The 17652-nt window shown below is 74.0% G+C and carries 15 protein-coding genes and 1 pseudogene; all 16 read right to left on the bottom strand.

What is annotated here, in order from left to right; all coding sequences use genetic code 11:
* Complete coding sequence (locus OM076_RS19620; protein ID WP_270041749.1) at window positions 1–444, bottom strand: cobalamin biosynthesis protein; 444 nt, start codon at window positions 442–444, stop codon at window positions 1–3.
* Window positions 441–1568: a precorrin-6y C5,15-methyltransferase (decarboxylating) subunit CbiE gene (cbiE, locus tag OM076_RS46205; protein WP_270041748.1), complete on the bottom strand. Its 1128-nt coding sequence runs from the start codon at window positions 1566–1568 to the stop codon at window positions 441–443. The genes OM076_RS19620 and cbiE overlap by 4 nt, the downstream gene beginning before the upstream one ends.
* Window positions 1565–2461 (bottom strand): precorrin-4 C(11)-methyltransferase, encoded by an 897-nt coding sequence (gene cobM / locus OM076_RS19610; RefSeq protein ID WP_270041747.1) that lies wholly within the window; start codon window positions 2459–2461, stop codon window positions 1565–1567. The genes cbiE and cobM overlap by 4 nt, the downstream gene beginning before the upstream one ends.
* A complete protein-coding gene (locus OM076_RS19605) occupies window positions 2458–3102 on the bottom strand; it encodes an energy-coupling factor ABC transporter permease (RefSeq protein WP_270041746.1) in 645 nt (214 codons plus the stop codon). Before OM076_RS19605 ends, cobM begins: the two co-directional genes overlap by 4 nt.
* Entirely contained in the window at window positions 3078–3797 is a 720-nt protein-coding gene (gene cobA / locus OM076_RS19600) for a uroporphyrinogen-III C-methyltransferase (RefSeq protein ID WP_270041745.1), read from the bottom strand. The genes OM076_RS19605 and cobA overlap by 25 nt, the downstream gene beginning before the upstream one ends.
* Window positions 3794–4747 (bottom strand): precorrin-3B C(17)-methyltransferase, encoded by a 954-nt coding sequence (locus tag OM076_RS19595; protein ID WP_270041744.1) that lies wholly within the window; start codon window positions 4745–4747, stop codon window positions 3794–3796. Before OM076_RS19595 ends, cobA begins: the two co-directional genes overlap by 4 nt.
* Window positions 4744–5508 carry an energy-coupling factor ABC transporter ATP-binding protein gene (locus OM076_RS46900; protein WP_372518062.1) on the bottom strand — a complete coding sequence of 255 codons (765 nt, stop codon included), beginning with the start codon at window positions 5506–5508 and terminating at the stop codon, window positions 4744–4746. Before OM076_RS46900 ends, OM076_RS19595 begins: the two co-directional genes overlap by 4 nt.
* Window positions 5509–5706: 198 nt before the next feature.
* A pseudogene (locus OM076_RS46895) lies at window positions 5707–6414 on the bottom strand (sirohydrochlorin chelatase); the annotation flags it as partial.
* An 11-nt stretch (window positions 6415–6425) separates the two neighbouring features.
* Window positions 6426–7163, bottom strand: coding sequence for a cobalt ECF transporter T component CbiQ (gene cbiQ, locus OM076_RS19585; protein WP_270041742.1), 738 nt, complete (start codon window positions 7161–7163; stop codon window positions 6426–6428).
* The gene (gene cobI, locus OM076_RS19580; protein WP_270041741.1) at window positions 7160–7819 is read right to left on the bottom strand and encodes a precorrin-2 C(20)-methyltransferase; all 660 of its coding nucleotides are present in this window, start codon (window positions 7817–7819) and stop codon (window positions 7160–7162) included. The genes cbiQ and cobI overlap by 4 nt, the downstream gene beginning before the upstream one ends.
* Window positions 7810–9093 (bottom strand): cobyrinic acid a,c-diamide synthase CobB, encoded by a 1284-nt coding sequence (locus tag OM076_RS19575; protein ID WP_270041740.1) that lies wholly within the window; start codon window positions 9091–9093, stop codon window positions 7810–7812. The genes cobI and OM076_RS19575 overlap by 10 nt, the downstream gene beginning before the upstream one ends.
* Window positions 9087–9665, bottom strand: coding sequence for a cob(I)yrinic acid a,c-diamide adenosyltransferase (cobO, locus tag OM076_RS19570; protein ID WP_270041739.1), 579 nt, complete (start codon window positions 9663–9665; stop codon window positions 9087–9089). The genes OM076_RS19575 and cobO overlap by 7 nt, the downstream gene beginning before the upstream one ends.
* Window positions 9662–11680, bottom strand: coding sequence for a VWA domain-containing protein (locus tag OM076_RS19565; protein WP_270041738.1), 2019 nt, complete (start codon window positions 11678–11680; stop codon window positions 9662–9664). The genes cobO and OM076_RS19565 overlap by 4 nt, the downstream gene beginning before the upstream one ends.
* Before the next feature lie 88 nt (window positions 11681–11768).
* Window positions 11769–15260 carry a cobaltochelatase subunit CobN gene (locus tag OM076_RS19560; protein ID WP_270041737.1) on the bottom strand — a complete coding sequence of 1164 codons (3492 nt, stop codon included), beginning with the start codon at window positions 15258–15260 and terminating at the stop codon, window positions 11769–11771.
* Window positions 15245–16684: a cobyric acid synthase gene (locus OM076_RS19555; protein WP_270041736.1), complete on the bottom strand. Its 1440-nt coding sequence runs from the start codon at window positions 16682–16684 to the stop codon at window positions 15245–15247. The genes OM076_RS19560 and OM076_RS19555 overlap by 16 nt, the downstream gene beginning before the upstream one ends.
* A complete protein-coding gene (locus OM076_RS19550; protein WP_372518061.1) occupies window positions 16681–17643 on the bottom strand; it encodes a cobalamin biosynthesis protein in 963 nt (320 codons plus the stop codon). Before OM076_RS19550 ends, OM076_RS19555 begins: the two co-directional genes overlap by 4 nt.
* Between the last annotated feature and the right edge of the window lie 9 nt (window positions 17644–17652).

Here is a 17652-nt window from a genome sequence, read left to right as displayed (position 1 = left end):
TCAGGTCTCCTTCGCGATCGCGCACGTCGCGTGCGCGGACCGCTGCTTGGTGATCACGAGCTCGCCGCGCGTGGCGAGCAGGGCAGCCGCCTCGGCGACGCTCGGGGTGCCGACGTGGTGGGCGACCGTGTCGGACGGCGTCGGCACCTCGACCTCGGCGAGCGCGGCCGCGGGGAACGTGTCGATCGGGACGCCGAGCTGCGCAGCGAGAGCGATGACACACGGCTCGTGGGCGCGACGATCGACGGTCGCGACGCCGACCACGGTGCCGCGCGCGGCGGCGAGCGCCGCGGCGACGAGAGCGCGCAACTCCTCGTCCGCACACCCGAGGCTGCACCCGACACCGACCACGAGCCGAGCACCGCGGGTCGCCGCACCCGCGCTCGCCTCGGCGCCGCGCACCGCGGCCGCCACCGTGTCGGCGCCGCGCACCGCGCGCGTCATGGCCGCCTCCCCACGATCACGGTGACGGGGTTCTCGGCGGCGAGCCGGTGGCCGCCGGCGAGCGGCTTGAGGCGGTTCGCCTGCAGGGTGGTCGCGGTGACGTCGAGGCCGTGGGCGGCGAGGCGTTCCATCGCGGGTGCGATCCGGTCGATCAGGGCGACGGTGACGACCACCGCGCGGCGGGTGACCGGGGCGACGTGGTCGAGGATCGCGTCGAGCGCGGCTCCCCCGCCGCCGACGAACGTCGCGTCGGGTTCTGGGAGCGGTTGGAGCGCTTCCGGCGCCTTGCCGGTGACGGTGCGAACGGGGACGTCGTGGGTGGCGGCGTTGCGGGCGGTGGTCGCGATCGCCTCGGGGTCGGCGTCGATGCCGATGACAGCGGCGCCGAGGCGGGCGCACTCGATCGCGACCGACCCGCTGCCGCAGCCGACGTCCCAGACCAGGTCGCCGATTCCTGGCCCGAGCGCGGCGAGCGCGACGGCGCGCGTCTCGGCCTTCGTGATCATCCCCTTGCGGTGCTCGAAGGCTGACTCGGGAAGCGCCCAGCGGGTGGCGCGAGGCGCGCGTTCATCGCCCTCGACGATGACGACGTTCGGCTGGGCGAAGGGCGGCTCACCGCCGATGCGCTCGGCGGGCGTGCCGAGCGCCTCGGCCACGGTCACGCGACGACCACGCAGCGCTTCGACGATCTCGCCGGCGTTCTCGTCGGTGAGGATCGCGACCTTCGGATGCCGGAGCGCGGTGTTGATCGCGCGCCGCGGGTCGCGCGCGTGGGCGGAGACGACGACCGCGTCCTCCCACGGCAACCCGAGCCGCGCGAACGCGAGCGCGACCGACGACGGCGCCGGGTGCACCTCGAGCGGGTGGTCGCCGAGCGTCCGGACGATGCCGAAGAAGCCGGGATCGCCGGACGCGAGCACGACGACCCGGCCCGGTTCGTGGGCGAGCGTTTCGAGGGTCTTCGCGAGGCCCTTGCCGAGGGTGACCTGGCGCGCCGTCGCGGGCGCGAGCGCCTCGAGCACGGCACGCCCGCCGGCGACGACATCGGCCGCTTCGAGGAGCGCTTCCGTCCCTGGCGGGACCCGCCCGGACGACACGCCGAGCACCACGATCCGCCCGCTCACGCGCCGCCCTCTCCGCCCGCCGCACCGCCGTCTCCGTCCGCCGCAGCGCGGCCCTCTCCACCCGCCGCAGCGCGCCCCTCGTCGCCCGCCCCTGCGGGCGTCTCCCCCGCCCGCTTGCGGTACCGGTCCGGGCGTCCCAGGGGGCGGTGGCGGTGGCCGTAGCCCGCGTCGTAGACGTGCGAGCGACCCGCTCCCGCCCCCAGCGCCGGGCCGACGAGGACGAGCGCCTGGGTCGTGATCCTCGCCGCGCGGACGCGCTCGCCGAGCTCCCCCAGCGGGCAGCGGATGACGATCTCGTCGGGCCAGCTGGCCTTGTAGACGACGGCGCACGGCGTGTCCTCCGCGTAGCCGCCGGCGATCAGGTCGGCCTGCAACTCGCGCGGCCGCCGCACCGACAGGAACAGCGCCATCGTCGTCCCGTGAGCGGCGAACGCGGCCAGCTCCTCGTTGGGTGGCATCGACGTCCGCTGCGCGCGGCGGGTCAGGATCAGCGATTGCGAGACGTCCGGGATCGTCAGCTCCTGGCCGAGCGCGGCCGCCGCGGCGCCGAGCGAGGAGACGCCGGGGACGATCTCGCACTCCAGGCCGAGCTCGCGGCACGCGCGAAGCTGCTCGTTGAGCGTGCCGTAGAGCGTCGGGTCGCCCGAGTGCACGCGGGCGACGCCGAGTCCCTCTTCCGCGGCGCGGCGATAGATCGCGAGCACGTCGTCGAAGGTCTTGTCGTCGGAGGCGATCAGCTCCGCGCCGGGCCGCGCGTGGGCGAGCACCTCGGGGTCGACGAGCGAGCGCGCCCACACGACGACGTCCGCCTCGCCGAGCACGCGCACGGCGCGCAGCGTCAGCAGGTCGGCCGCGCCCGGGCCCGCGCCCACGAACCACACCCGCCCGCTCATCCGCTCACCGCACGCCGGCGGGCGACTTGCACGAGGTCCGGCCGCACGGCCACCAACGCCCGCACGATCAGGAACGTGAGCGCGGCCTCGATCGCCGCGATGATCGCGTAGGAGCCGAGGATCGAGACGGCGATCGCGGTGCGGTCGATCTGCACCGCGGCGCCCAACTCCACCTCGAGCACGAAGATCGTCGCGGCGAGCAGCACGCTCACGACGGCCGCCGCGGCACAGGCGTAGGCGACGGGGATCGCGCGGCGCAGCGCCAGCATCAGCGGGTAGCCGACGAAGGCCGGCACCAGGGCGAGGTTCGTGATCGTCAGCCCGAGCGTCGTGATCCCGCCGTCGCCGAGCACGAGCGCCTGGATCGCGCACACGACCGCGATCGTCAGCGCGCCCGCCCACGGGCCGAGCAGCGCGACGGCGAGCGCGCCCCCAAGCAGGTGGCCCTGCGTGCCGACCGTGATCGGCACCATCGGCGCCTCGGCGACGAGAAAGAACGCCGCGGCGAGGCCGGCCAGCGGCAGATCCTTCTCGCGCATGCTCCGCCGCGCCCGGTGCAGGCACACGGCGATCCCCGCCGCGCCCGTAACGGTGCCGATCAGCGCGGCCTGGCCGGTCAGGAAGCCGTCGGGGATGTGCATAGGTCAAGCGCGGCAGCGGGGCCGACGACGAAGGTCACGGGCGGGGGAAGCGGGGCGGGGAGGTCTTTGAGCGTCCCGCGCAGGACCTGCTGGCCGGCGCGGGCGGCGGCGCTGACGGCGGCGATCGGCGTCTCCGGATCGCGGCCGCCTTCGATCAGCGCCGCGGCGGTCCGCCTGATCCTCCCGCGGCCGGTGAGGATCACCAGCGTGCCGCCGAGGCGGGCGAGCGCGGCCCAGTCGGGCGGCTCCGCGTGCTCGTCGTCGTCATTTCCGTCGACGAACGTCGCGGTCACCGAGAGTTGCCGGAGCATCAGGGGAATGCCGGCCGCGGCGGGCGCGGCGAGCGCGGCGGAGACGCCCGGAACGACCCGCACCTCGATGCCCGCCGCGGTCAGCGCGACGGCTTCCTCCGCGCCGCGCGAGGCGACGAACGGATCACCGCTCTTGAGCCTGACCACGTCCCCCTCGCGCGCCAGCGCGATCAGCAGCGCGTTGACCTCCGGCTGTTTGAGCGCCCGCCGGCCGGGCGCCCGCCCCACGCAGTGCAGCTCAGCGCCCTCGGGCACGAGCGCGAGGATCGCGTCCATCGACGGCCGGTCATAGACGACGACCCGCGCGCCGCGCAGCAGCTCGGCCGCCGCGACCGTGAGCAGCGCGGGATCGCCAGGCCCGGCACCGACGAGATGCACCGTCACGCGGACCCCTCGCTTTTTGAGGGGTCAGACCCCTCAACACTATGTTCGTACGAAAAGCCCTGCTCAGGGCGATTCCGGATTGTTAAGGGGTCTGACCCCCCTCGGCGCGCGATGAGGTGCTGGCCCGCCCACGTGGCGGTGTCGCCGGCGACCAGGACGAGCGTGCGCATCGTGACCGTCTCCGGGTCGAGGTCCGCGAGGGTGGTCGTGACGATCGCCTCGGTCGGGCGGGCGACGTCGGTCGCGACGATCGCCGGCGTGTCCGGCGGGCGGTGCGCGCGCAGGATGGCGAGGGCGCGCTCGAACGGCTCGGTGCGGGTCGCGGAGCGCGGGTTGTAGAGGGCCAGCGCGATGCCGGAGACCGCCAGCGCCGTGAGGCGTCGCTCGACCGTCGCCCACGGGACATGAAGATCCGAGAGGGAGAGCGTCGCCCAGTCGTCGGCGAGCGGCGCGCCGATCCGCGCGGCGACCGCGAGGGCCGCGGTGACGCCGGGGATGACCTCGACGCGCAGCGCGGGCACGTCGCCACCGGGCGCGCCCCTGCCGCCACCCGCCGCGTCCTTGTCGGCCGAGGCGCCTTCGCCGTCACCGAGCGTCGACTTTCGCGAGGACAGCGCGAGAAACTCGACGCTCGCTTCGCACAGCGCGGCCTCGCCCGCCACCAGCGCGAGCGTGCGCGCCGCCATCCCGTGCACGCCCGCGTCGCCCGACGACACGAGCGCCACCCGCGCACCCGCCCGGGCGCGCGTCACCGCCTCCTCGGCGCGCGCCAGCTCCTCCCCCATCCGCCCGCGCACGACCTCCTGGCCGTCGAGCAGATCGGCGCACTGGTCGACGTACGGGCCGTAGCCGATGACGACGTCGGCCTCGCGCACCGCCCGCTCGGCCGCAGCGGTTCGGTGCGAGCTGCCGCCGGGGCCGAGGCCGACGATGGAAAGCGATCCGCTCACGCGACCAAGGGGTTGAAGCCGGCAGGGAGTTCCAAGCGATGCGCGCGCATGAAGCCGTCGTCGGCGAGCACCTCGCGCGTCGCGCCGTCGGCGACGAGCTGCCCGCGATCGAGCACGACGGCGCGCGGGCAGAGCTCGAGCGCGTAAGGCAGATCGTGCGTGATCAGCAGCAGCGCGAGCCGCAGGGAGACGAGTACGTCGAGCAGTTCGCGGCGCCCGGCGGGGTCCAGCGCCGCGGTCGGCTCGTCGAGCACCAGCACGTCGGGCCGGCATGCCAGGACGCCCGCGATCGCGACCCGGCGGCGCTCACCCGCGCTCAGCGAATGCGGCGGCCGTGCGGCGAGATCGGTGGCCCGGACCGCGTCCAAGGCCTCGTCCACCCGCGCCCGCAGCTCCTCGCCGCGCAGGCCCTGCTTGGCCGGGCCGAACGCGACGTCCGCCTCGACGGTCGGCATGAACAGCTGGTCGTCGGGGTCCTGGAAGACGATCCCGACCCGCCGGCGAAGCTCGCGACGCCCAGGCACTTCGCCCCCGACCCGCACCACCCCGCGAACCTCGTCCAGCGCGCCGCACGCACCCAGCGCGAGCGTCGTCTTGCCTGCCCCGTTCGGGCCCAGGACGGCCAACCGCTCCCCGGGGAGCAGCGACAGATCGATGCCTGCCAAGGCGGGAGTCCCGTCCGGATACGCGAACGCGAGACCCTCCAGCTCCAGCGCCGGCGGCGTCCCCGGCGCGACGTTCACCGCGGGCGCCGGCCGCAAGGACGGCCGCCGGATCTCGGGCGCGACCAACGGTGCCCGCGTCGCGCGCCGGGACCGCCGCGACCCCCGCGCGGGCCCATCGCCATGCGGCGTCAGGGAGATCGGCGTGCCGACCTTGTCCTCGTAGCCGGGCAGCCGCACCCGATACGTGCAGAGATCGCAGTTCATCCGCACCGGCCCGGTCAGCGCCTCGCGATAGCGCTCCAGGACCAACCGGGCGAGCCGCCGGTCCGGTCCGAGATGCGGCCCGCCGACGACGGTCAGCTCCGGGTGCAGCGCCGCGTACTCCGCCGCCTGCGCGTAGATCCGCGGGACGAGCACGCCGGTGAAGAGGAAGAACGGCACGACCGCGATGTGCTTGGCGCCCAACCGCCGGCAGCGCTCCAAGGCCTCGGGCACGCTCGGCGAAGCGACGCCGGCGAACGCGGGCTCGACGAGGCCGAGGCCGCGTCCGTCGGCGAGCAGGCGGGCGACCTTGTAGAGGTCCGAGCCGGCGTCGGGATCGCTCGAGCCGCGCGCCACCAGCACGACCGCCGACTCCGCGGGATCGAAGTCCCCGAGCGCCTCGCGCGCCCGGTCCTCGGCAACCGCGAGGACCGCGGGGTCGATGCCCAGGTCCCGACCCATCCTGAACGCCACCCCCGGGTGGCGCATGCGAGCGCGGGTGAGCGCCGCGGGACCGTCGTTCTTCAGATGGCCCGCGGCGAGCAGGACGAGCGGGATCGAGACGACGTCGGTCGTGCCGCGCGCGACCAGCTCGTCGATTCCCGCATCCACCAACGGCTCGGCCAGCTCGATGAACCCGAACCCGACGGGGAGGTCGGCGGCGGCCTCGCGCACGTGCTGCGCGAGTGCCCAGAACTCCTCGAGCCCGTCCGCGTCGCGGCTGCCGTGCCCGACGACCATCAGCGCGGCGCTCACAACCGCCACCCCACGGTCACGGCCCAGGGCAGAGCCGCGAAGGACACCGCGGCCGCCCACGCGACCCACAAAGCCGCGGGGCTCAGCGACAGCGCCGGCATCGTGCCGTCGTAGCCCCGCGCGAGCATCGCGACGTGCACCCGCTCGCCGCGCTCGAACGTCCGTACGACCAGCGCGCCGACGGTGTTGCCGGTCCCGCGGGCCTGCCAGAGCCAGCGGGGGTCGTCGCCGCGCTGCGTGCGCGCGAGCCGCATCCGCCGCAGCTCGTCGAGCAGCACCTGCAGATAGCGCAGCGCGAAGCCGGCGATCGCGATCAGGGTCCGCGGCACGTGCAGGCGCTCGGCGCCGCGGAGGATCTCCGGCGCCGGTGTCGTCCAGGCCAGTACGCCCGTCGCCAGCACGGCCAAGGTGGCCTTCGCGAGGATGCCGAAGGACAGCCAGAGACCGTCCGCGAACGAGTCCGCCGCGAACGGCAGGACCAGCACGAACAGCACGAACGGCACTTCGATCACGAGCCTGCGGGCGAGGAGCGAGGGCGGCGTGCGTGCCGCCGCAGCAACGACGAGCAGGAGCGCGAGGTCCGCAGCGTACGGCCACACCAGCTCCCCTCGCGGCACCAGCGCGACCGCGACGACGAACAGGATCGTCGCGAGCACCTTGCACTCCGCGGGTGCGCGGTGCAACGGCGTCTCGACCGTCGCGACGACCTCCTCGCCATGCGCCGATCCGCTCACAGCCGTGAACCTCGTCCGTCGCGCGTGGCGGGGCGGATGACGGTCGAGAAGTACGGCGCGGCGCCGGGCGGCGGCGTCAGCGTCTCCCCCGGCCGGCCGAGCTCCTCGCCGTAGACGGCATCGTCGCCCACCGCCCGCAGCACCGCGGGGAGGTGGCGGCCGCCCTTGTAGACCACGACGGTGTCGTAGTCGGTCAAGGCGCTGCGCAGGGCGTCGTCGCCTGCCGTGTACGGGATCAGCGCGAGCCGCTCGGTGCCCTCGGCCAGGACGGTCCCCGACCGCGCCGCGAGGTCCTGCATCGCGGTGATCCCGGGCACGGTCTCCACGACCACGTCCGGCACCAACTCGCGCACGGTGTGGGCGATGTAGGCGAAGGTCGAATAGAGGTTGGGATCGCCGACCGTCGCGAAGGCCGCGGTGCCGGTGCGGGCGACCTCGGCGATCGCGGCGCCCGCTGCGTTCCAGCGCGCGTCGCGGGCGGCGGCGTCGGACATGCCGAACGCGAGCGGCACGCTGGTGACGTGCGCCGCGATGATCTCCGCCGCGCGACCGCCCTCGGGGACGAAGACGCGGTCGGCCTCCTGCAACGCCCGCAGCGCCTTCAACGTCAGATGTTCGGGGTCCCCCGGCCCGACGCCGACACCGATCAGCCGCATGCGCTCACCAGCCGCTGCGCGACCTCGGGGGTCGCCGCCCAGTGGGTGTGTAGGTAGGACGCGTGGACGTTGCCGCGCACGTGCCCGCCGGTGCGCGTCCACGCCTCGCCGCCGGGCGTCACCGTCGAGTAGTGGAACTCGTGGCCGCGCACGGTCGTGCCCGCCGGCCACACCGGGTGATCTTCGATCGCGGTGACCTCGCGGTAGCCGAGCTTGAGCCGCTTCGTCATCGTCGCGCTCGCGTCGATCACCCCGCACATCGGGATGCCGTCGAGATCCTTCGCGAGGTAGAGCAGTCCACCGCACTCGGCGAGCACCGGGCCGGTGAAGGCCGCGATCTGCTCTCTCAGGCGGGTGTTGGCGCTCAGCTCGGTGCCGAAGACCTCGGGGAAGCCGCCCGCGAGGACGAGCGCGTCGGCGTCCGGCAGCGTGTCGTGGAGCGGGTCGAAGGCGTGCAGCTCCGCGCCCGCGGCGCGGAGCAGCTCGAGGTTCTCTTCGTAGTGAAACGAGAACGCGGGGCCGCGCGCGATGGCGATCCGCACGGGGGTTCGCGACACGTTCTCAGGCGACCACGCCGGCCCGGGGACCGGAGGCGCGCTGCGCGCGAGGGAGAGGAGCGCGTCGATGTCACAGTGGGTCCCGACGCTCGCCGCCAGCCGGTCGATGACATGCCGCGCACGCGACGCGCGCTCCGCGACCGGGACGAGGCCGAGATGGCGCTCGGGCACTTCCAGCTCGGCATCTCGCGGCAGCGCGCCGAGGACCGCGATGTCCGGCAGCGCCTCGCGCAGCAGCGCCGCGTGCGCCTCACTCCCGACGCGGTTGAGGATCACGCCCGCGACGTTCACGCCGGGGTCGAAGGTCCGATAGCCGTGCACGATCGCCGCGACCGAGCGGGCCATCGCCGCGGCGTCGACGACCAGCACGACCGGTGCCTGGAGCAGCTTCGCCACGTGGGCGGTCGAGGCCAGCTCCCCGCGCCCGGACGCGCCGTCATAGAGCCCCATCACGCCCTCGATCACGGCGACGTCCGCGCCCTGCGAGCCGTGCTTGAACAGCGGCGCGATGAGCTCCGGGCCGGACAGGAACGCGTCGAGGTTGCGACCCGGTCGGCCGGCCGCGAGCGCGTGGTAGCTGGGGTCGATGAAGTCCGGCCCGACCTTGAACGGCGCGGGTTTGTCGCCGCGCTTGGCGAGCGCCGCGATCAGCCCGCTCGCGACGGTCGTCTTGCCCGCGCCCGAGCTCGTCCCCGCGATGACGATCCGCGCTACCACTCGATCCCCTGCTGCGCGCGGATGCCCGCGTCCATCGGGTGCTTGATCTTGACGACCTCGCTGACCAGGTCGGCAGCGTCGATCAGGCTTTGCGGCGCGTCACGGCCGGTCACGACGACGTGCTGAAAGCCCGGCCGGTCTCGCAGCGTGGAGACGATCTCCTCCTCCGGGATCCAGCCGTACTTGATCGCGTAGGTGAGCTCGTCGAGGAGCAGGAACTCGTAGCGCTCGGCCTCGATCCGCCGCTTGACCTCCGCCCAGCCTTCGCGCGCCTTCTCCGCCGACTCCTCGAGGTCGCGAGAGATCCACGTCCAGCCGTCGCCCATCTTCTCCCAGTCGATGCCACCCAGCGCCTGCGCGGCCTTCGCCTCGCCGACCTTCCACTTGCCGGACTTCACGAACTGGAAGACGCCGCAGCGATACCCGCGCGCCCACGAGCGCAACAGCATCCCGAACGCGCTCGTCGACTTCCCCTTGCCGTGGCCGGTGATGACGATCAGCAGCGGCTTGTCGCGCGGCTTGCGCCGCTTGGGCTCGGCGCTGCCGAGGTCTGCGGGGGTGTGCATGGTCATGCGGCCAGCGCCTCCAGTGGGAGTAGACGTGCACCCGCCGCCTCGGCGAGAGCGGCGGCGAGATTGAGACGCACCGGACCCTGCTCACCGTCGAACACGACGACGCCGTGGGCGGCTCGCGCCAGCTGAGCTGCGGCGTTTGCGACCTGCGCGTGGTCGGTCGTGCGACCGTCGGTGACGACGACCGCGAGCGACCGACGTGTGGGATCGCGCCGCGCCTCGTTGCGGATCACCCGCTCGGTCTCGGCGAGCCCCTGCGCGAGCGGCGTGCGACCGCCGGTGGGAAGGTCCGTGAGCGCCGCCGCGGCTCGCTCGACGCTGCCCGTCGGCGGCAGCACGAGCTGCGCGTGCTCGCCGCGGAACGTCACGAGCGCGACCCGGTCACGCCGCTGGTAGGCGTCGGTGAGCAGCGCCAGCACCGCGCCCTTGACCCGCGCCATCCGCCGCCTCGCGCCCATCGACCCGGACGCATCGACGCAGAACACGACGAGATTGCCCTCCTTCCCGGCCCGCACGTGCTCGCGCAGATCGGAGGGAAGCACCGCCCGCGGCGCAGCGGGGCGAGACGGCGCACCGGGGTCGCGCGGCGCGGCGGCGCGAGGCGACGCGGAGAGGGCGCGGCGGGCGATGGCGGTGCGGAGCGTCGCGGCGAGCGCGAGGTCGGTGAGGGTGCCCGTCGGTTCGCGGGCGTCGATCGGCGGCCCGCCCTCGGCGCGCGAACGGCGGCCCGTCGCGCCGCGGCCGCGGCCGGCGAGTGAGAGCAGCGGCGCGCGGCCGGCGTCCGCGGGCGTCTCGGTCCGCTCGCGCGACGGCGCGTCGGCGCGGTATGGGCGCTCGGCCAGCGAGTCGCGGCGCAGTACGCCGGCCGCGCCTCGACGGTTCGCGTCGTCGTCTCGCCGGCCCGCGTCGTCGTCGCGGTCGTCTCGCCGGCCCGCGTCGTCGCCTCGCCCGGTCCAGGCGTCATCGCTCGCGTCTCGGCCGTTGGGGTCGTCGCCGCGCGCCGTGGTGGCATCGGCGCTCGCCCGCGCGCCGTAGTCGCCGGCCGGCTCGTGCGGCGCCTCGTCCCCGCCGCGCGGGCCGCTGCCGTTCGGGGAGGGGTCCGGATCGTCGTCGTCGCGATCCGCCTCCGCCAGCGCGGCGTCGAGGTCGGACTCGTCCAGCCCCGGCGCCTGCAGGGGACCGCGGCGGCGGCGGTGCGACAGCGCCAGGCGGGCGGCGCGGCGGACGTGGTCGGCCGTGACCTCGTCAACGCCGTCCAAAGCCGCGAGCGCGGTCGCGGCGCGGGCGCAGACGATGTCGGCGCGGTGGCCGTCGACGCCCAAGCGCGCGCAGGTGCCCGCGATCAGGAGCACGATGCGGTCCGGCAGACGCACGGACGCGAGCCGTTCTCGCGCCGCGGCCACGCGATCGCGCAGGGCGGACTCCTCCGAGGACCAACCCGCGGCAAACCCCGCCGGATCGCGGTCGAACGCGAGCCGGCGGCGCACGATCTCCACCCGCACGAGCGGGTCGAGGCTGCCGACGACGTCGACGCTCAGCCCGAACCGGTCGAGCAACTGCGGGCGCAGGTCGCCCTCCTCGGGGTTCATCGTGCCGACCAGCAGGAAGCGGGCGTCGTAGGCGGCGGAGAGGCCGTCGCGCTCGACGTGCACACGGCCCAGGGCCGCGGCATCCAACATGACGTCGACCAAATGATCCGGCAGCAGGTTGACCTCGTCGACGTACAAAACCCCGCCGTCCGCGGCCGCCAGCAACCCTGGCTTGAACGCGGCCGCGCCCTCGGACAGCGCGCGCTCGAGATCCAGCGAGCCGAGCACGCGGTCGGCGGTGGCGCCGATCGGCAGCTCGACCAGCGCACCCACCAGCGGCGCCAGCCCGCGCACCGTGGTCGTCTTGGCCGTGCCGCGCTCGCCGCGCACGAGCACGCCGCCGATCGCGGGATCGACCGCGCACGCCAGCAGCGCCTCGCGCAGGTCGTCCTGGCCGACGACGGCGCTGAACGGGAACGCGGTCATGCCGCGACCGTCCGCGAGACGCGAGCATCGAGTTTCTCGAGCAGGACTCGTGAAAGTCGACGCTCGTGGCGATGGGGCGCGGACGCGGTCACGTGCCCGCCTCCTCCAGCTCGCCCTCGACCTCGAGGTAGGCGTCGCGCAGCACGTCCAGCGACGCCGGCTCCGGCGCCTCCCAGAGCCCGCGGTCAGCGGCCTCGAGCAGGCGCTCGGCGATCGCGCGCAGCGCCCACGGGTTCGACCGAGCCAGGAACGAGCGCACTTCCTCGGAGCCGACATAGCGCTCCGTCACCGACTCGTACATCCAGTCGTCGACGACGCCGGTGGTGGCGTCGTAGCCGAAGAGGTAGTCAACAGTCGCCGAGAGCTCGAACGCGCCCTTGTAGCCGTGGCGCATCATCGAGCCGATCCAGCGCGGGTTCGCCACCCGCGAGCGGAACACGCGCCGCGCCTCCTCGGCCAACGAACGCGCCGCGGGCGACGACGGGTCGGAGGAGTCCCCGATGACCGCCCGCGGATCCGCTCCCGCCAGGTGCCGGACGTAGGCGATCATCCCGCCGTGCTCGGCGAAGTAGTCGCTCGAGTCCAGGAGATCGTGCTCGCGGGTGTCGACGTTCTTGACCGCGACGTCGATCCGGGCGAACTGGCGGCGCATCGACGACCGCGCCTCCACCCCGTCGAGGCCGCGGCCGTACGCGTGCCCGCCCCACGCCTCGTAGACCTCGGCCAGGTCGGCGTCGTCGCGCCAGTTGCGCACGTCGACGAGCTGGAGGATGCCTGTGCCGTAGGTGCCGGGGCGCCCGCCGAAGATCCGCGCCGTCGCGCCGCGCCAGTCGCCCGCCATCGACTCGATGTCCGCGAGCACGTGCTTGCGGACGAAGTTCCGATCCAGCGGCTCGTCAAGGCCCGCGACGAGCATCACCGCCTCGTCGAGCAGCTCGACCAGGTGCGGGAACGCGTCGCGGAAGAAGCCCGAGATGCGGACGGTGACATCGATCCGCGGGCGCCCGAGCTCCTCCAGGCCGATCACCTCGAGCCCGGCGATCCGCCGCGTCTCGACGTTCCACCGCGGCCGCACGCCGAGCAGCGCGAGGATCTCACCCGCATCGTCACCCGCGGTGCGCATCGCCGCCGTGCCCCACACCACGATCCCGACGGTCTCAGGGAGCTCGCCCGATGCCAGCAGCGCGTCGGCGAGCTTGGCGCCCGTCTCGTACGCGAGCTCGGACGGCAGCGCCCGCGGGTCGACCGAGTACATGTTGCGCCCGGTCGGGAGCACGTCGAGCCGCCCGCGGGTGGGCGAGCCGGACGGGCCGGCGGGGACGTGGCGCCCGTGCAGACCGCCGACCAGCGCGGTCAGCTCTCCAGGGGTCGCCCGCAGCTTCGGCACGACCTCGTCGCGCGCCAGCTCGACCAGCGCCCGCACGCCCGGATCGACCGGCAGCTCGCCGCGCAGCAGGTACGCGTCGAGCACCTCGTCCTGTGCGGCCGCCAGCACGTCCCCGTCATGGGTGCCGAGCCAGGACGCAAGCGCGTCCCGCAGCCCGGGGAGCCGCAGGATCGCTCCGAGCAGGCCGCGGAACTGCTCGCCCTCCGGCGTGCGCCCGAGGATGTGCAGCCCGTCGCGGACCTGCAGGTCCTTGATCTCGCACAGGTAGCCGTCGACGTGCTCGATCAGCGCGCCGAAGTCCTCCAGCGCGGGCTGCTCGCCCTCCACCTCGAGATCGCGATGGAGATCGGCCTCGTGCAGCAGCGTCCAGATGCGGTTCGCGAGCGCGGGCAGCTTCGCGGGGTCCAGCGCCTCGCAGCGCGCGTACTCGTCGAGCAGTTGCTCCAGCTGGGCGAGCTCGTCGTAGGTCTCGGCGCGCATCATCGGCGGCACGAGGTGATCGATCAGCACGGCGTGCGCGCGGCGCTTGGCCTGCATGCCCTCGCCGGGGTCGTTGACGACGAACGGGTAGAAGAGCGGCGTCGAGCCCAGACACGCGTCCGGCGCGCACGCGGCGCTCAGCCCCAGCGCCTTGCCCGGCAGCCATTCGAGCGTGCCGTGCTTGCCGAGGTGCACGATCGCGTCGGCGCCGAAGGTGACATCGAGCCACCGATACGTCGCGAGGTAATGATGGGCGGGCGCGAGGCCGGGGTCGTGGTAGATCGCGACCGGGTTCTCGCCGTAGCCGCGCGGCGGCTGGATGGCCACGAACACGTTGCCCAGCGACAACCCCGCGATGATGAAGTCGCCGCCGTCGACGTAGTGCTCGCCCGGCGCCGGGCCCCACGTCTCGTTTATCGAGGTCTGCAGCGCCTGCGGCAATGTCGCGAACCAGCGCGTGTAGTCCGCGACCGGCAGGCGTGCGCCCGCGGCCTGCAGATGTGCGTCGGACAGGAACTCCGGATCGTGCCCGCCGGACGCGATCAGCGCGTGGATGAGCGCGTCGCCGTCCTCGAAGTCGTGCTCGACCCGGTGCCCGGCCTCACGCAACGCCTCCAGCAGCGCCATCGCGCTGGCGGGTGTGTCGAGGCCGACCGCGTTCCCCACCCGCGCGTGCTTGGTCGGGAAGGAGGACAGGACGATCGCGGTGCGTTGCTCGGCGCGATCCAAAGTCCGCAACCGCGCGTGCCCAAGGGCGAGGCCCGCGAGCCGGTCGCAGCGTTCGCTGTCCGGCGCGTAGTGCACCGCGTCGAAGTCCTCGAACGGCTCCTTGAAGGAGATCGGCACGCCGATGATGCGTCCGTCGAACTCGGGAATCGCGACCTGCATCGCGGCGTCGAGCGGCTTCAGCCCCGCGTCGGACTCCTCCCAGCGCTGCCGCGAGGTCGTCGCGCAAAGCGCCTGGATGACCGGGACGCCGAGCGCCTCCAGCGCCTCCGCATGCCACTCGTCACCCGCGTGCGAGCCGCCGCTGGCCAGGACGGTCGTGATCAGCGCGCCGATCTCGCCGTCGAGCAGCTTCAGTGCCGGCGCGTCGCCGCGCAACGAGTACGCCCACACGCACAGCGGCTGGCCGCCGGCCCGCTCGATCGCCCCCGCGAGCGCGTCGACGAACGCCGTGTTGCCGGTCACCCGGTGCGAGCGATAGAAGACGAGGCCGACCCGCGGGCGACCGTCGGACGACGGCAGCCCGTCGACATCGCCGACTCCCGGCACGTAGACGCCGAGCTCGGCGAGCTCGCGGGGCCGCTCGAAGCCGTGGCCCTCCAACCCGAACGTGTCGGCGAGGAAGCGCAGCAGCTCGCGGGTGTTGTCGACGCCGCCGTGGCGCAGGTACTCGAAGACCTGCGCGATCGCGCCCGCCGGCGCGCGGGAAAGCTCGGTGAGCTCGGCGTCGGGCTCGGATTCCCCGCCGAGCAGGATCAGCGCAAACCCGTCGCGCTCGCTCAACGCGCGCAGCGTCGCGACGCCCTCCGGCCACGCACGGCGACCGCCCAGCAGGCGGACGACGACCACCTGCGCGCCGTCGGCGAACGCCTCGACGTCGTCGACCAGGTTCGCCGCCCGCACCTCCGGGAAGTCCGAGCCGAGTTCGCGGACGGCGTGCGCCGTGGCGAGAACCTCGGTATCGGCGGTCGTCAGGAGACGGAGCAAGCGATCACCGGCAGCCTTTCGGGGGCACCACGTTGGATGAGCTCGAGCAGGGCGGGTGCGTCGATGTGCTCGCCGAACCAGTCGGCGAGGCGGTCGAGATGCGCCTCGCGCACCTGTGCGAATTCGGTGGTCCCGGGCGTCCAGTCGCGACCGCGCCGCTCCGCGACCCACGTGAGCAGCTTGCGGCGGAACGCGTCGCCTTCGAGCAGGCCGTGCCAGCTCGTGCCGAGGACGTTGTTGTAGTGCAGCAGCGATTCGTCGCGGTCGATGCGGCCGTGACGGATCTCGTAGCCGCTCGCCGCGACGCCCCAGACGGTGCCACTGACGCGCTGGAGCAGCTTCTCGGTGTCGAAGCGGGTGGTGATCGGGAGCATGCGCAGGCCGTCGACGCGCCCTTCGCCGCTCTCCACGTCGTCCTCGATCGTCTTGCCGAGCATCTGGTAGCCGCCGCAGATGCCGAGCGTCGGTCCGTCGCGTTCCTGCAGCGCCCGGTCCAGCCCCGCCTCGCGCAGGCCCTGGAGATCCTCCACCGTGGCCTTGGTGCCGGGGAGGACGACGAGGTCGGCGCGCTCGACGTCCGCCGCGGAGCGGGTGAAGCGCACGGAGACGCCGGGCTCGGACGCGAGCGCGTCGAGGTCGGTGAAGTTGCTCATCCAGCGCAGGCGGATGACGGCGACGTCGAGCGTCGCGCCGTCTTGCGCCGGGGCGCGGAGGGCGAGCGAGTCCTCGGCGTCGATGAACGGGCCGTCCAGCCACGGGAGCACCGCGTACGTCGGGCGTCCGGTCAGCTTGAACAACGTCTCGAGGCCGGGCGCGAGGATGCTCGCGTCGCCGCGGAACTTGTTGATGACATAGCCGGCGATCAGCGCCTGGTCGGCCGGTTCGAGCAGCGCGAGCGTGCCGAAGAGCGACGGGAAGACGCCGCCGCGGTCGATGTCACCTACGAGCAGAACCGGCAGGTCGGCCGCGCGGGCGAGCCCCATGTTGGCGAGGTCGTTGGCGCGCAGGTTGATCTCCGCGGGGCTCCCCGCGCCCTCGCAGATCACGACGTCGTAGCGATTTTGCAGGTCTTTCAGCGCGTTGAGGACGGGCTCGCGCAGCTCGGCCTTGAGGTCCTGGTAGGAGCGCGCGGTCGCGTTCGCGTACGGCTTGCCCATGAGCAGCACCTGGCTTCGCCGGCGTCCGGACGGCTTGATCAGCACCGGGTTCATCGCCGCCTCGGGCTCGATGCCACACGCCGCGGCCTGCATCGCCTGCGCGCGGCCGATCTCAGCTCCGCTCGCCGTGACCGTGGAGTTCAGGGCCATGTTCTGCGCCTTGAACGGAGCGACGCTCATGCCCTGGCGGGTGAGCCAGCGACACAGCGCGGCGGTGATCACGCTCTTGCCGGCGTCCGACGCCGTTCCGGCGACCAGCAGGCTCACGCGAACCGCCAGGTCAAGGCCGCGGTCGCGAGGCTGATGCGGCGGGCGAGCCGGACGGCGCGGGCGATGTCGGCCGGACGCGGATCGCGACCGGTGCCCAGTTGCGGGCGGTGCTCGACGCGGCCGCGGTAGGCGAGCGTGCCTCCGAGCGTGAGCCCGAGCGCGCCGGCGAACGCGGCCTCGATCTGCCCGGCGTTGGGGCTCGGATGCTTGGGCGCGTCGTCGCGCCACGCCCGCCACGTCGCCGCCGGCCGCCCGGACAGCAGCACGGTCAGCGCCGCCGCGAGCCGCGCGGCGGGCCAGTTCATGACATCGTCGGCGCGCGCGGACGCGGTCCCGAACCGCGCGTAGCGGTCGCTGCGGTTGCCGACCATGGCGTCGAGCGTGTTGACCGCCCGGTACGCGACGACCCCGGGCGCGCCCGCGACCGCCGTCCAGACCAGCGGCGCGATCACCGCGTCGACCGTGTTCTCGGCCACCGACTCGATCACCGCGCGAGACAGTTCCGTGGCGTCGAGTGCCTCGGGGTCGCGCCCGACGAGCGAGCGGATGCGCACGCGCGCACCGTCGAGGTCGCCACGCTCGACGAGCCCGCCGACGGCCTCGGCCTCACGAGCCAGCGAGCGCCCACCGAGCGCCGCCCACAGGCACACGGCGCGAACGAGAGTCTTCGGAAGCGCGCGCTCGAGCAGCGCGGCGGCGCCGGCGGTGACGCCGACGAGCACCGCGGCGTAGACCGCGCCGGCGAGCCGCGTCGGCCGGTACGCGACGCGCTCAAACGCGCCGGCGAGACGGCCGAACCCGGCCACGGGGTGTCCGCGGCGAGGGTCGCCGAACGCCGCATCGGCGAGGACACCGAGCGGCACGGCGGCCCCGCCAAGCGCCCCCGCGCCGCCACGCCCGCCGCGCCACGCCGCAACAGCGTGCGCGCCGCCACGCCCGCCGCCCCACGCCGCGATACCGGGCGC

This window comes from Solirubrobacter ginsenosidimutans, assembly GCF_027587205.1.
Note: the sequence above shows the minus strand (reverse complement) of the source record. Positions and strands in the feature narration are given on the sequence as shown.